General features: G+C 70.1%; 10 protein-coding genes and 2 pseudogenes. 9 read left to right on the plus strand and 3 right to left on the minus strand.

Annotated features, from left to right (window positions below; genetic code table 11):
- Positions 1–371: 371 nt before the first annotated feature.
- Positions 372–1,160: a maleylpyruvate isomerase N-terminal domain-containing protein gene (locus ACH4E7_RS43990; RefSeq protein ID WP_396254844.1), complete on the minus strand. Its 789-nt coding sequence runs from the start codon at positions 1,158–1,160 to the stop codon at positions 372–374.
- 429 nt (positions 1,161–1,589) lie between these two features.
- On the opposite strand from ACH4E7_RS43990, the gene ACH4E7_RS43995 reads away from it, so the two are divergent.
- Together ACH4E7_RS43995 and ACH4E7_RS44000 are read left to right on the plus strand one after the other, a co-directional pair.
- Positions 1,590–3,047: an IS4 family transposase gene (locus tag ACH4E7_RS43995; RefSeq protein WP_396254845.1), complete on the plus strand. Its 1,458-nt coding sequence runs from the start codon at positions 1,590–1,592 to the stop codon at positions 3,045–3,047.
- 79 nt (positions 3,048–3,126) lie between these two features.
- A pseudogene (locus ACH4E7_RS44000) lies at positions 3,127–4,098 on the plus strand (IS1380 family transposase); the annotation flags it as partial.
- Here ACH4E7_RS44000 and ACH4E7_RS44005 read toward each other — a convergent pair.
- Positions 4,096–4,644: pseudogene (locus tag ACH4E7_RS44005) on the minus strand (NAD-dependent DNA ligase LigA); the annotation flags it as partial. The pseudogenes ACH4E7_RS44000 and ACH4E7_RS44005 overlap by 3 nt on opposite strands.
- Positions 4,645–4,882: 238 nt before the next feature.
- On the opposite strand from ACH4E7_RS44005, the gene ACH4E7_RS44010 reads away from it, so the two are divergent.
- The 7 genes from ACH4E7_RS44010 (at position 4,883) to ACH4E7_RS44040 (ending at position 12,502) form a co-directional block, all read left to right on the plus strand.
- Complete coding sequence (locus ACH4E7_RS44010; RefSeq protein ID WP_396254846.1) at positions 4,883–5,626, plus strand: aminoglycoside phosphotransferase family protein; 744 nt, start codon at positions 4,883–4,885, stop codon at positions 5,624–5,626.
- Between the two features lie 100 nt (positions 5,627–5,726).
- Positions 5,727–6,533 carry a helix-turn-helix domain-containing protein gene (locus ACH4E7_RS44015; protein WP_396254847.1) on the plus strand — a complete coding sequence of 269 codons (807 nt, stop codon included), beginning with the start codon at positions 5,727–5,729 and terminating at the stop codon, positions 6,531–6,533.
- A gap of 49 nt (positions 6,534–6,582) precedes the next feature.
- Complete coding sequence (locus tag ACH4E7_RS44020; protein WP_396254848.1) at positions 6,583–7,332, plus strand: class I SAM-dependent methyltransferase; 750 nt, start codon at positions 6,583–6,585, stop codon at positions 7,330–7,332.
- A 125-nt stretch (positions 7,333–7,457) separates the two neighbouring features.
- Positions 7,458–8,495 carry a sensor histidine kinase gene (locus tag ACH4E7_RS44025; RefSeq protein WP_396254849.1) on the plus strand — a complete coding sequence of 346 codons (1,038 nt, stop codon included), beginning with the start codon at positions 7,458–7,460 and terminating at the stop codon, positions 8,493–8,495.
- Complete coding sequence (locus tag ACH4E7_RS44030; protein WP_396254850.1) at positions 8,492–9,175, plus strand: response regulator; 684 nt, start codon at positions 8,492–8,494, stop codon at positions 9,173–9,175. Before ACH4E7_RS44025 ends, ACH4E7_RS44030 begins: the two co-directional genes overlap by 4 nt.
- Before the next feature lie 122 nt (positions 9,176–9,297).
- Complete coding sequence (locus ACH4E7_RS44035) at positions 9,298–11,490, plus strand: MMPL family transporter (protein WP_396254851.1); 2,193 nt, start codon at positions 9,298–9,300, stop codon at positions 11,488–11,490.
- A 679-nt stretch (positions 11,491–12,169) separates the two neighbouring features.
- Positions 12,170–12,502, plus strand: a complete 333-nt coding sequence (locus ACH4E7_RS44040; protein WP_396254852.1) for a GNAT family N-acetyltransferase — start codon at positions 12,170–12,172, stop codon at positions 12,500–12,502.
- Positions 12,503–12,795: 293 nt separating this feature from the next.
- Here ACH4E7_RS44040 and ACH4E7_RS44045 read toward each other — a convergent pair whose 3' ends face one another.
- On the minus strand, positions 12,796–13,587 hold the full coding sequence (locus ACH4E7_RS44045; protein WP_396254853.1) for a PP2C family protein-serine/threonine phosphatase: 792 nt from the start codon (positions 13,585–13,587) through the stop codon (positions 12,796–12,798).
- Between the last annotated feature and the right edge of the window lie 218 nt (positions 13,588–13,805).

Consider the following 13,805-nt stretch of genomic DNA (forward strand, 5'->3'; position numbering starts at 1 on the left):
GAGCTCGAAGAGCGCGTCCTGGCGGGCGTAAAGGCAGTCGTAGAACTCGACCCGAAAGCGGGACAAGACGTCCAATGCCGCACTTTCGGGCACATCGACCGGGAGACTCATAGGCAGCGGCCGTTCTCTCGTGCTTCGTGACCAGACATCTCGAAGCGTGGAGAACGGCCGCCTCCGCTGTCCCGGAAAGAACCGCAGATCAGCAGGTCGGGTGACCTGCGAGGTTAAACGCCAAGCTAAGAACTGGAACGAAGACCCCACACCGTTCACTTGGACCAAAACCGCCGACGAGATCCTCGACTCCCTCGCCCGGTTCTGCCGACGGATCTCCGGCGCAGGACACTAGGTGCGCGGTCCTACTCCAGGCAGTCCTACTCCATGTCCCACTCCTCCAGCAGGTCGAAGAGGTGCCGGTCGCCTTCGAGCTTCAGGGAGTCCAGCGGGATGCGACCGTAGAAGGCCAGGACCAGGTCACTCGCCGTACCCCGGGCGGAGGTGTCGACCGACGCCGAGTCCTCGCCGGCGGCGGGCACACCGCCGGATTCGGGCAGACGGAAGGCCCGCGAACCATCGGCGGAGAGCGATTGGCGCCAGGAGCCGCCCTCGGTGACGTGATAGTCGACGACGGCGGGCTTGTGCGGCCAAGCGACCGTCGTGGTGCAGCAGGTGAACAGGAACTCCTCGACACCATCAAGCGCCACCTCCTCCGGCAACGGCTCCGGGGCGCCCACGGTGAGCTGGGCGTCATAGGTGTGCATCGCGATCTCCTGGAGCTGGTGCCGGGCGACGGCGCCGCAGGTCCGCGGCGACTGCGACGAGCCCCACCACGTCCAGCAACCGCGCTCCGGGCCGGCCTCCCGCAACGCGTCCAGCATCTGCTGCGTCGACTCGGCCAGCCAGGCGAGCAGGGCCTCGCGCTCCTGCGGTGCGGCCAGGCCCTCCCCCGCCAACTTGCCCGAGGCATCCGGCCCAGCCGCGACCGTAGCGGCCCAGGCGCGACGCCCCCCGCCCAGGTGGTGCACCAGGTCGAGCAGCGTCCACTCGGGGCAGGTCGGCACCTGCACATCGAGGCTGGGCGCGGAGGCGATCGCGGCCCGGAAGGCGGCCGACCGCTCGTCGATCAGGCGCAGCAACTCGGGGAAGTCCAAGGTCTTGGTCACCCGGGTTTTCTATCACTGTGCGGCGGCGACGGAACAGCGATTTTCGCGGGCCGGCACCCTGACGCCCAGCCCGGCCGGTAGGACCTAGCCTCGCGCTTTCACGAAGCGGGCTGTCCGGCAGGTGATCAGCAAAGCAGAAAGTGCCTCTGACCAGCAATGCCGGTGAGTTAAGGCGTTTCCGCAGGTAGAGGGTATGCCGCGGCCCGTTTTGGGTGGAATGACCCCTGGCGTGGCCGGGCAGTTCGCACGATCTGATGATTCGGCAGTTGATCTCGGGACACAGCAACGGAGCTCCCGGTGGGACAGGAGATCGACCAAGATCCGAATGTCCGCACTGGAGCTCCGTAGGGTGTTCAGTCTGCCACCGTCCGCACCGCCTCTGCCACGAAGACGGGGCATTCGCGTCCCGGACAAGGTCCTCGATTGCCGGTGGGGGCGCGCTTTGGGGATGAGATCCGGCTCGGCGTGCTGACCGAGGAGATCACCCCCGAAGTAGTAGATGAACTACTGGAGTTGACCGGACGTGCTGAGCGCCGGCGACGGCTGCTGCCGGCCCGGGCTGTGGTGTACTTCGTTCTTGCACTGTGCCTGTTCAGCAGCTCGGACAGCGCCGGACCGCCGGGGTATCGACTGGTCCTGCGAGCGTTGACCGAGAAGCTGCGGCACCTGCCGGGCGGGTTCGCGCAGCGTCTGCCCACGAGTTCGGCGCTCACCCGTGCCCGCCAGCGCCTGGGCGACAAACCGCTGCAGGCACTGTTCGAGCGCCGGTGCGGCATCCTGGCCACACCCGCCTGCCCGGGCGCGTTCGCCTTCGGCCTGCGACTGGTCGCGTGGGACGGCAGCGCCCTCGACGTGCCGGACACGCCGGAGAACGCCCGCGAGTTCGGATTCACCGGCCGCGAGGGCACCAACAAGAGCGGCAACCCCCAGGTCAGGCTGATGTCCCTGATCGAGTGCGGCACTCACGCCGTCATCGACGCCGCATTCGACTCCGTCGCCAGGTTCAGCGAGCACAAGCTCGCCCGACGTCTGCTCGCCTCCCTGAAGCCGGGAATGCTGCTGCTGGCGGACCGCAACTTCGCCGGACACGAACTGTGGGGCCTGGTCGAGGCGACCGGCTGCCACCTTGCCTGGCGGATCAAGAAGAACCTCGTCCTCCCACCTCTGTGGGTCCTGCCCGACGGCTCGCACGTGTCCGTCATGCCCACCCCGGCCGAGGGCCAGCGCCTGGGCGACGCCCGCTTCCACGGCCGAACCCCGAAGCGACTGCCTGAAGGACACCTGGTGCGCGTCATCGACTACACCGTCACCATCCAGTCTCGCGGGGGCCCGACCCAGGTCGAGAGCTTCCGCCTGGCGACCAGCCTGCTGGACCACCGACTCGCACCCGCACAGCAGTTGGCCCAGCTTTACCACCAACGCTGGGAGATCGAGAACGGCTTCGCCGAACTCAAGAACCGCCTGCGGGGTGCCGGCTTCATCCTGCGCTCGAAGACTCCTGAGCTCATCTGCCAGGAGGTCTACGCGCACCTCACCATCTACCAGGCCCTGTGCGCACTCAAGGCCCACGCCGCCGAGCAGGGCGATGTCGATCCCGACCGGATCTCGTTCACCAGCACGGTGCAGCTGGCCCGACTCAAGACCACCGGTCAGGCCGCGGCGAGCCCGTCAGCCTTGCACGAAGCCCGACTTGAGGTCGTCCAGGAACTCCTGGACGACATCCTGCCGTCACGCCGCGACCGCCGCTGCCAACGGGTGAAGAAGCCGCCAAGGAACACCTTCGAGGCGAAACGACGGGATCAACCCCGTCCACCCAGTCAGGTCAGCTACTCACTCAGAGTTACCCGGAAGCCTCGGAACCCTTCCTCACCTGCGGAAACGTCTTAACTCACCGGCATTGCTCTGACCAGCGAGAATAAGGATTGTCGAGGTCCCTGTTCCCGCACGCATCGGAGGCACTTCCCAGGTGAGCAAGCGTATCGGGTCCTACCCGCGTGTGCGGGTATCGGGTGGCGGCCACGGGGTCGTCTCGCAGGCCGGCGGGGTCCTGCTGGTTGAGACAGCGCGCCGCACGGGCCTGGCCTCCGGGCTGTCTGCGGCGCTCGCACCGTGGCGCAAGCCCAGAGCGGTGCACGACCCCGGCAAGATCCTCCTGGACGTCGCGCTGGCGGTGGCGCTGGGCGGGGACTGCCTGGCGGACGTGGCCGCGCTCCGGTCGGAACCCGGCGTGTTCGGGCCGGTGGCCTCGGACCCGACGGTCTCCCGGCTGGTCGACACCCTGGCTGCGGCCGGCCCACGGGCACTGGCGGCCGTCCGGCGGGCGCGGGCCGAAGTTCGTGAGCGTGTCTGGCGGTTGGCCGGCCAAGCCGCACCGGACGCGGGCGGCGAAGTGGTCGTGGATATCGAGGGGGTCCTCGTCCTGGCTCACTCCGAGAAGCAGGACGCGGCCGCGACCTGGAAGAGGACCTTCGGCCACCACCCGCTGTTCGCGTTCGTCGACCACGGCAGGGAGGGCGCCGGAGAGCCGGTCGCCGGCCTGCTGCGGCCGGGGAACGCAGGCAGCAACACCGCCGCCGACCACATCGCCGCCGCCCGCCTGGCCCTGGCCCAGCTGCCGAAGAAGTACCGGCGCGGACGGCGCACCCTCATCCGCACCGACTCCGGCGGCGGCACCCACGAGTTCCTCAACTGGCTCACAACTCGCGGCAGGTGGCTGTCCTACTCGGTCGGGATGACCATCACCGAGAGCGTCCACCAGGCGGTGCTGCTGGTGCCCGCCTCGGCTTGGACTCCGGCCGTCGAACCCGACGGCGCCATCCGCGACGGCGCCTGGGTCGCCGAGCTCGCTGGCGATGTCCTGCGCGGCTGGCCGAGAGGTATACGGCTGATCGTGCGCAAAGAACGCCCGCACCCCGGAGCGCAGTTGCGCTTCACCGACGGTCGCGTAGGTGACGGTGACGCCGTCGATGACGACCGGCTCCAGGACGGCGCGCGGGGCAATGATGCCGGTGCGCCCGACGTTCCACTCGACGTCCAGCAGCCGGGTGACCTTGTGCTCGGCGGCCAGCTTGCGGGCGACCGCCCAGCGCGGTGCGCGCGAACCGGCCCCGGCCTCTCGCTGGTCGGCCGCAGAGTCGGCCTTGACCACGACGCCGTCGATGCCGAACGGCAGCTGGGGGCGCAGCGCGGCGATCTCGTCGATCCGCTGCTGGGCCTCCTCCAGCGTGGCGCAGCACAACGGGCGGGCGGCGGTGGTGGCGGCGGTGTTGGCGCCCAGGGCGGCCAGGGCGGCCAGGCGCTCCAGCAGGGCGCTGTGGGTGAGGTCGGTGTCGAGGCCGACGGCGCCGTAGCCGAAGAAGGTCAGCTCGATGCGGTAGGGGCGGTCCTTGCCGCGCAGGGTGCCGGCGGCGCCGTTGCGCGGGTTGGCGAACGGGGTGGCGCCGTGGGCGGTGCGCACCTCGTTGGCGTGCTCGAACTGCTCGTGTTCTTCGTGCTCACCATGTCTCATGAGACATGGTGTCGATCATGAGCCAAGCGCTGGGCCTGGGAAACACTGTCGCTCGCGAAGCCCCAGAGAACAGCGCGCCTTGACAGCTGCCTGACACAGCTGGAGCGACGCTTCAGGTCGCGAGTCCACATCTCGCGTGGGCGGCCTGCCGCAGGCAGCAACCCCGGTGTGGCCGCCGCATCATGGACAGTGGCGATGGAAAGGAACCGGTGGCATGTCTGAGACTGTTGACGAGGTCGTCCCTCTGCGTGGAGGCCGCATCACTTCCGGCGTCGTCCGCATCGGTGACACGGTCCGGCGGCCCGCCTCGGCTGCGTCGCCGTTCGTCGCCTCCCTGCTTGACCTGCTGGAGGGCCGAGGATTCGCAGGGGCCCCGCGATATCTCGGTCGGGATCAGGAAGGCCGGGACACCTTCAGCTATCTGCCGGGCTGGGTTCCGCCCAAGTTCCGGCCATGGACCGACGCGCAGGTCGCCGCGGCTGGCGCCCTGGCACGCGCCATGCACGATGCCACCCGGGGCAGCGAACTTGCCGGCCAGCACCAGGTCGTATGCCACCATGACCTGGGGCCGAACAACGCCGTCTTTCAGGACGAGATGCCGGTCGCCTTCATCGACTTCGACATGGCTGCGCCGGGCAGTCCGCTGGAGGACGTCGGGTACATGTCCTGGCTGTGGTGTCTGTCCTCGAAGGCAGAGGCTCCTCCTGTGGATGTTCAGGCCACTCAGGTGCGTGTGTTGGCCGACGCCTATGGCCTGGCTGGTCCTGAGCGTGCTGTGCTCGTCGACGCGATGCTGGAACGGCAGGCCCGTAATGTCCACTTCTGGGCAGAGGTGCAGGCCGGTTTCCTGGCCGTCGAAGCCACTGCCCAGCAGATCTCGGATCGCATCACCTGGTCCCGGCGTGAGCACGAACACACTGCCGAGCACCGCAAAGTGTCTGAAGACGCCCTCAAGTAACGCCCCCGTGAGGCAAGCCGTGGGTCGCCTTTCGGGAACACCTAGCCGCACCTAGCATGGACGTATGCGATCCGGCGCGGGGGAACGTGACGGTACGGACATGTGGGAGGTCGCTCTTCCGGAGCGGCCGCTGCAGGTGCCTGGGGTCCAGATGGCCGGCTTTCGGGACCGGGGGGTGGTGCCGATCGATCTGAGGGTGATTCCGCAGCCCGCGGTGAGTCTGGCGCTGGAGTTCGGTTCGGGGATGCCGTTCGTGGAACAGGACGGTGGGTGGCAGTTGCGGGGAAGTATCGTTGCCGGGCTCGGGGCCGGGGCGTCCGGCGCGGTGCGGGTGCGGGGTGGGAGTTACGAGGGTGTGCAGGTGAGGCTGTCACCGCTGGTCGCGCGTGCGGCGCTGGGGGTTTCGCCCGCCGAGTTGGACGGGGCCGTGTTCGGGCTGGAGGAGCTGTGGGGTCGGGAGGCCTCGCGGATCCGGGAGGGGCTGGACGACGCCTCCACCTGGGAGCAGCGCTTCGCGCTGACGGACGCGCTGCTGGCCCGGCGGATCGCCGAGGGGCCGGCTGTGGACGCCGAGGTGGGGTGGGCGTGGCGGCGGATCGTCGCGAGTCAGGGTGTGGTGAAGGTCGAGGGCCTGGCGACTGAGGTCGGCTGGAGCCGGAAGCGCCTGTGGGCCCGGTTCCAGGCGCAGATCGGTCTGCCGCCCAAGCGCGCCGCGGATCTGGTCCGGTTCGACCACGCCGTGCACCGTCTGACCGCCGGTGAACCCGCCACTCTGGTCGCGGCGGAGAGCGGCTACGCCGACCAGTCCCACCTGCACCGCGACATCGTGGCGCGGACCGGGGCGACCCCGGTGACCGTGGTGGGTGACCCCTGGCTGGAGGTCGACGACGTGGCCTGGAGCGACTGACGGAACATTTCTTCAAGACACCGGCCGCCGCACTTGTGATGCTGCGCGTATGTCGAACCCACACGATCTTCTCCCCCGCCCCCGCTACGGTGTCGACGCTCCGGCGTTCCCCGCCCTGACCGGCGCCGTTGGCGTCGCCTGCTGCCTCGCCGCCACCCGGTGGCGGCCGAGTCGACGTGGACGAGCCACCACGGCCGCCGTCGGCGCGGCGGTGCTCGCGTCCACCGGGGTGTACGTGCACACCACGCTGCGCGGCAAACTCCGCTTCTGGGAGCGGGAGCTGGACCGGATCGGCCTGAAGGGCGGCGAGCAGCTGCTCGACCTCGGCTGCGGTCGCGGCATGGTGCTGATCGAGGCAGCGAAGCGGCTGCCGAAGGGACGTGCCCACGGCGTCGATCTGTGGACCGGCGACCAGAGCGGCAACAACCCCGAGGCCACCCTGGCCAACGGCGCGGCGGCCGGGGTCGCCGGCCGGGTCGAGGTGCACACGGCCGACATGACCGAGCTGCCGTTCGAGGACGCGTCCTTCGACGTAGTGACGAGCGCGATGGCCATCCACAACATCCCCTCGCGCGAGGCGCGCCGCAGTGCCGTGGACGAGGCGATGCGGGTGCTGCGCCCCGGCGGGCAGCTGGTCGTCGTGGACTTGTGGTGGGCGCTCAAGGACTACACAGCGCACCTCGGACAGGGCACGCTGCGCCCGCTCGGGCCCGGGTACTGGTACGGCGGGCCGTGGTTCGCCGTCACGCTGTTCCGTGTCGTGAAGGAGTCGGCCCCGACGGGTGAGGAGCCGTGCTGACCGCGCGACCGCAGCATTGGTTGCTGCTCCTGTCCTCGCTCGCGTCCGTCGCGCTGTTCACAGTCGCGACGGTCCCCCCGGCCGTCCGTCAGGCGCTGAGTTCACACCAGTCGGTGAGCTGGCTGGTGACTGTCGCTGTGTACGCGGTCCTGCCGCTGCGTCGGCGTTGCCCGGTTGTCACGGCGGCAGCGGCCGGGCTCGGGACGGTCGTGTTGACGGCCGACGGGATGGCCTATCCGTTGACCCTGTTGGCGGTCTTCGTTGCACTGTTCCAGGTGACGCTGGTTTCGTCCCAGGGCCGCACCCTCGCGGTCGGGATCCCGGTCAAGGCGGCGCTGCTCGCCGTCTCGCTGTTCACGCACCCCGGCATCGCGGGCGTGATCACCGTGCTGTGGGCCACTCTGGCGGTCACCACCGGCAGTGCTCTTCGTAGTCACCGCGCCTACGTCGCCGAGGCCGAGCAGGCCAGAGAGGACGAGGCGAACCGGCGCGTCACGGAGGAACGGCTGCGGATCGCCCGGGAGTTGCACGACGCCGTCGGCCACCATGTCGCGCTCATCAACGTGCAGGCAGGCGCGCTCGCCTGTCTGCTCGACGGCGAAGGGCAGTCTCCGGAGCAGGAGCTTGCCAGGGAGTCGGTCACGCACATCCAACGGGCGGGTGAAGAGGCGTTGGGTGAACTGCGGCTGACCGTCGGCCTGCTGCGCAAGCCCGGCGCGAACGATCCGACGGATCCGCCCGAGCCGGTGCCGGGCCTGGACCGGCTCGGGGAGCTGTTCCGCGCGTTCGCCGGTTCGGGCCTGCGGGTCACCGGCGAGGTGACCGGCCAGGCCCGACCGTTGCCGGAGGTGGTGGAGCTGACCGCCTACCGTGTCATCCAGGAGTCGCTGACCAACACCCGTAAGCACGCCCGCTGCGACACGGCAGTGGTGCGGCTCGGCTACGCGCCCGAGGCTCTCAGCCTGGCGGTCGAGGACGCGGGCGGAGCGATCAGCGGAAAGCAAGGACGCGCGCCCGGCGGCCACGGCCTCGTCGGCATGCGGGAGCGGGTGGCTGCGCTGGGCGGACGTCTCGCGGTCGGTCCACGCCCCGAGGGCGGCTACCGCGTCGCGGCCGAACTGCCGCTGACGCTGCGGCACGTGGGCGGAGGTGGGATCCGATGACCCGCGTCGTCATCGCCGACGACCAGGACCTCGTCCGCACCGGCCTGCGGCTGGTGATCGACCGTGCGCCCGGCCTGAGCGTCGTGGGCGAGGCGGCCAACGGCCACGACGCGGTCCGGGTGGTCCGGGAGACCCGTGCCGACGTCGTGCTGATGGACATCCGGATGCCCGGCCTGGACGGCCTCGCCGCGACCCGGCGGATCGCCGCGGACGACGGGCTCGCCGCCGTGCGGGTGCTGATCCTGACGACGTTCGAGGTCGACGAGTACGTCTTCGAGGCGTTGCGGTCCGGAGCCAGCGGGTTCCTGGGCAAGGGCGCACGCCCGGAGGCCCTGATCGACGCGATCCGAACAGTCGCCCGTGGCGGTTCGACGCTCTCGCCCACCGCCACCCAGGGCCTGATCGCGCGGTTCCTGACGCTTCCCGACAGCGAACCGGTCCGCCCCTCGCCGCTGCTCTCCGCGCTCACCGACCGCGAGCGCGAGGTGGTGGCGCTGATCGCGGACGGCATGTCCAACGCCGAGATCGCCGACCAGCTCACCCTCAGTCCGCTCACCGTCAAGACCCACGCGAACCACGCCATGACCAAGCTCGACGCCCGCGACCGCGCCCAACTAGTCGTCCTCGCCTACCGCTCCGGCCTGGCCGACCCGCGACGGCGGATACTGCGAACGCAGTAACCGGCGCTCCGAACCGCTCCGGACGGAGCGGTCGCAGGGGCGGCGATCACTGCGGCGGGCTGGCGACCCGGGCGGCCTCCGTACGGACCATGAGAAGCCGAACCGAAAAGGAACGGAGGATCATGTCAGCCCTTGCACGCTGGTGTTATCAGCACCGCTTCGTCGTGATCGCCGCCTGGGTGGGCCTGCTCATCGGCCTGACGGCGGTGTCGCAGGCGGTGGGGACCAAGTACGACAACTCGCTCACGCTGCCGGGGACCGGCTCGGGCAGCGCTCAGGAGCTGCTGCAGCGGTCGGCGCCAGCCCAGGCGGGCGACGTCGACCAGATCGTCTGGCAGGTGAGCCGGGGCAGCGTCACCGATCCGGCCGTCGAGCAGCGGATGTCAGCGATGGTCACGCAGGTCCAGCACCTGCCCGAGGTGGCCTCGGTCGCGGGCCCCTACCAGCCCGGCGGCGGCGTCCAGGTGAGCCGGGACGGGCGCACCGCCTACGCGACGGTGACCTTCACCGACCAGGCGGACAACCTCGACCACGGCGATGTGAACCGGGTGATCTCCACCGCGGTCGCCGCCCGCGAACCCGGCCTCGCGGTCGAGCTCGGCGGCAAGGGGATCGCGGCCGCCGAGGAGACGCCGGCCTCGAACGCCTCGTTGATCGGGATTGTCGCCGCCGCCGTCATCCTGCTGATCGCGTTCGGCTCACTGCTCGCGATGGCGCTGCCGATCGTCACCGCCGTGGCCGGAGTCGGCGGCGGCATGCTGCTGATGGCGCCTCTCAGCCACGTGATGTCCGTGAACGGCATCGCACCGATCCTCGGCGCGCTCATCGGTCTCGGCGTCGGCGTCGACTACGCGCTGTTCATCGTGACCCGGCACCGCCGCGGTCTGCAGTCCGGGCTGGAACCGGAGCAGTCGGCGGTGCAGGCGCTCAACACCTCCGGGCGCGCGGTGCTGTTCGCCGGTGGCACGGTGTGCATCGCCCTGCTCGGGCTGCTCTCGGTGAACCTGAGCTTCATTGACGGACTGGCCGTCCCAGCGGCGATCACGGTGGTGTGCACGGTCCTCGCGGCCGTCACGCTGCTGCCCGCGCTGCTCGGCGTGCTCGGTGCCCGCGTGCTGAGCCGCAAGCAGCGCCGCGCGGCCCGGACGAACACACCGCAGACGGCGGACGCGGACGCGGACACGGGCCTGTGGGCGCGCTGGTCGCGCCTGGTGCCCCGGTTCCCCGCCGTGCTGACGGCCCTCGGACTCGTGGTGACGCTCGCGGTGGCCGCGCCCGTGCTGCACCTGCGCCTGGGCTTCGCCGACGCGTCGAACGACCCCGCGTCGACCCACACCCACCAGTCCTACGAGCTGCTCGCCAAGGGGTTCGGGCCGGGCTTCAACGGTCCGCTGTTCCTGGTCGCCGAGACGCGGTCCCCGGCCGACCGCGCCGCGCTGGGCCGGCTCGACCACGCGCTCGCCACCGTGCCCGGGGTGGCCGCCGTGGAGTCACCCCCGGTCACGGATCAGGCCGTCCAGGTGACCCAGGTCGTGCCCGCCACCTCGCCCGAGGACCCGGCCACCTCCGCCCTGATCGACCACCTTCGGAACACGGTCATCCCGCACTACACCCAGGGCACCACGCTGCAGGTCCATGTCGGCGGCCTGACGGCCACGTTCATCGACTTCGCCTCGGTGACCCGCGCCAAGCTGCCCTGGCTGCTCGTCACCATCGTCGGCTTCAGCTTCCTGCTGCTCGTGCTCGCCTTCCGCAGCCTGCTGATCCCGGCCGTCACAGCGGTGCTCAACCTGCTGTCGGCGGCGGTCTCGTTCGGCGTGCTGACCGCGTTCTTCCAATGGGGTTGGGGCACCAGCCTGTTCGGCCTCGGCTCGCCGAGTCCGGTCGAGGGTTACCTGCCCGAGTTGGTGCTGGCCGTGCTCTTCGGGCTGTCCATGGACTACCAGGTGTTCCTGGTCAGCGCGATGGTCGAGGAGTGGTCGCGCACCCGCGACAACGCCCGCGCGGTGCTGGCCGGGGTGACCCGCACGGCCCGGGTGATCACCGCCGCCGCGCTGATCATGATCGCGGTGTTCACGGCCTTCGTGTTCATGGGGCAGCGCGGCATCGCGGAGTTCGGAGTCGGGCTGGCCGCCGCCGTGGCGCTGGACGCCTTCGTGCTGCGGACGGTGGTCGTCCCGGCGGTCATGCACCTGTGCGGACGCGCCAACTGGTGGTTGCCCGCCTGGCTGGACCGCCGTCTGCCGCACCTGACGGTCGAGCCGCCGACGGAGGAGGAGCAGCCCACCCACGCGCCGGGCCCCGCCCTGGTGTGACGGGCCCCGGCCACGGACGGGACGCTGACGCTGAGCCGCGGACCAGTACATCGACGCTAGGCGACACCTAGCCGCGGCCTTCGGCCGATCCGCCGTGCCACGCCCGCTTCGCTACGCCAGTTCGATCCGGCGTCAACGCCAGTTACCGAAACGATCTGTGGGCGGGCGACTCCGGGGGTACGGTCCCGTGCACACGGGTTCAAGGCGTGCACGGGATGGGGACCAGCATGGCACCTCCAGACGGAATCAGCATCGGCCAGCGGATCGCGGCCTACGAGGATGTGAGGGGTTTGAGCCATCGGCAGCTCGCCGATCGCGCTCACGTCTCGTAGGCCGGCAGGCACCGACAAGCTTCGAAAGCTGTTCCAGCACCACCAGCCCGGGGCCCTGGGAACATCCCCTCCACAGGCAGTAGCCAGGTGCCGGGGACCACCTCATCAGCAGCGCGTCGCGGAAGCCTGCGGCCGACGATGTCCGGCGGTACTCAACCTCCCATCACCTTAATGGAGGTGACATGACAATAGTCCCAAGCGGAGTTGTGGAAATACGTCCGGCTCGGCCCGGGGACGCGGAGACCATCGCAGACATCTGGCACCGAGGATGGTGCGACGCTCACCTGGGGAACGTTCCCGAAGCCCTACTCGCCATACGGACGCAGGAGTCGTTCGCCGTACGCGCCGTGCAACGCGTCGGTGACGCGGTCGTCGCGCTCGTCGGTGGTGCGGTGGCGGGCTTCGTGATGGTGGTCGACGACGAGGTCGAGCAGGTGTACGTGGCCCGCCACCACCGGGGAAGCGGTGTGGCCGTGGCTCTGCTCGCAGAAGCCGAGCGTCTCGTCGCAGCCGGCGGCCATGAGCAGGCCTGGCTAGCGGTGGTGGCCGGCAACCTTCGCGCCCGCCAGTTCTACGCGCGCAACGGCTGGGAGGATACGGGGCTCTTCGACCACCACGCGCCAAGCGACCAGGGACCCGTACGAGTGCCCGCCCATCGCTACGTCAAGCGCCTTGCGTGACGCTGGCCCGCATCCGGCGCGTGCTGTCATGCTCTCGGCCCTGCAGCCCGGACCTCCGACCGTCAGTGCGCCGCGAACGACCAAGAAGTGCCCTGCGCCCAACCCGGGCTGTCCCCCGGCCCCCAGTCCCCGCAGGACCTCGAACGGCTGCGCACCGCGCGGGCCAGCATGCGGCGCGCTGAGCCGACCCCTGAACCCGTCACCACGGCGGTCCCTGGGCTGCCGTGGTCTGCGGCACGGCCCGGTTGCGCGGAGGTGTCGGTGAGGACTTCCTCGCCGACGGCCGCATGGTGTCAGCGGTGGGGGTGCCACTCGGCGAGGAGGATGGTGGCGTCGTCCCGAAGCCGCTGGTCCTGGTGCAGAAGGATCTGCTGGATGAGGCGGCGCAGGGCTTCCGGCGCGGGCAGCCCGTCGGTCATAGAGCGCACGACGGTGTCGGTTAGGCGGTTTTCGCCGAACAGTTCGCCGCTGGCCGAGCGGGCCTCGGTGACGCCGTCGGTGAACATCAGCACGCGGTCACCGGGCTGCAGGTGGACGGTGTGGACCTGCGGCGGCGGCGCCGCGTAGCCGGTCACGCCGAGGGGCAGGTGCGCGGCGCGCTGGAGCGCGCCGGGCAGGACGTGGCGGTCCCGGATCAGCAGGGGCGGCGGATGACCGCAGTTGATCCAGTCGAACCGGCCGGTGGCGGTGTCGAGGTCGGCGATCACGCAGGTCAGCAGGCGCTCGGGGATCCAGCGAGCCAGGGCGCGGTCGATCCGTTCGGTGATGTCCGCCAGGCCGCCGCCGGCCCGCCGGGTGGAGCGGCACGCCGCCAGCGCCACGGCGCTGCAGCCGCCGGAAGCCAGGTCGTGGCCCATGGCGTCCAGCAGGGTCAGGTGCAGGCGGGTGCCGTCCACGCTGTGGTCGAAGGCGTCACCGCCGATCTCGTAAGCCGGTTCCAGGACGGCGGTGGAGGTCACCGACGAAGTGCCGATCGTGCGCGGCGGCACGAACGCCCACAGCAATTCCGCCTGCAACGTCATCGCCTGGGTGCGCATCGTCTGGGCCAGGACGTCGCTGTAGATCTGCTTGGTCGCAAGGATCATGGCAGTCAGGGAGGCCAGGGCCCGGCACCGCTCTGAAGTTCCACCCTTGGCTCGGACACCTGGACACTGGGACATGTGAGCCCGGAGGAAGCAGTCTCAGGTGGGAACCAAGAGCAACATGAGTAAGGGCGTCCGCCAGTAGGTGCCGAGCTAATTGGTAGTAGCAGGGCAGGCACGGTTCGCCCGATCATGGAGTTCTCTACGCTTCATGATCACCG

Source organism: Kitasatospora sp. NPDC018058 (genome assembly GCF_044327205.1).
Classification (GTDB): Bacteria; Actinomycetota; Actinomycetes; order Streptomycetales; family Streptomycetaceae; genus Kitasatospora.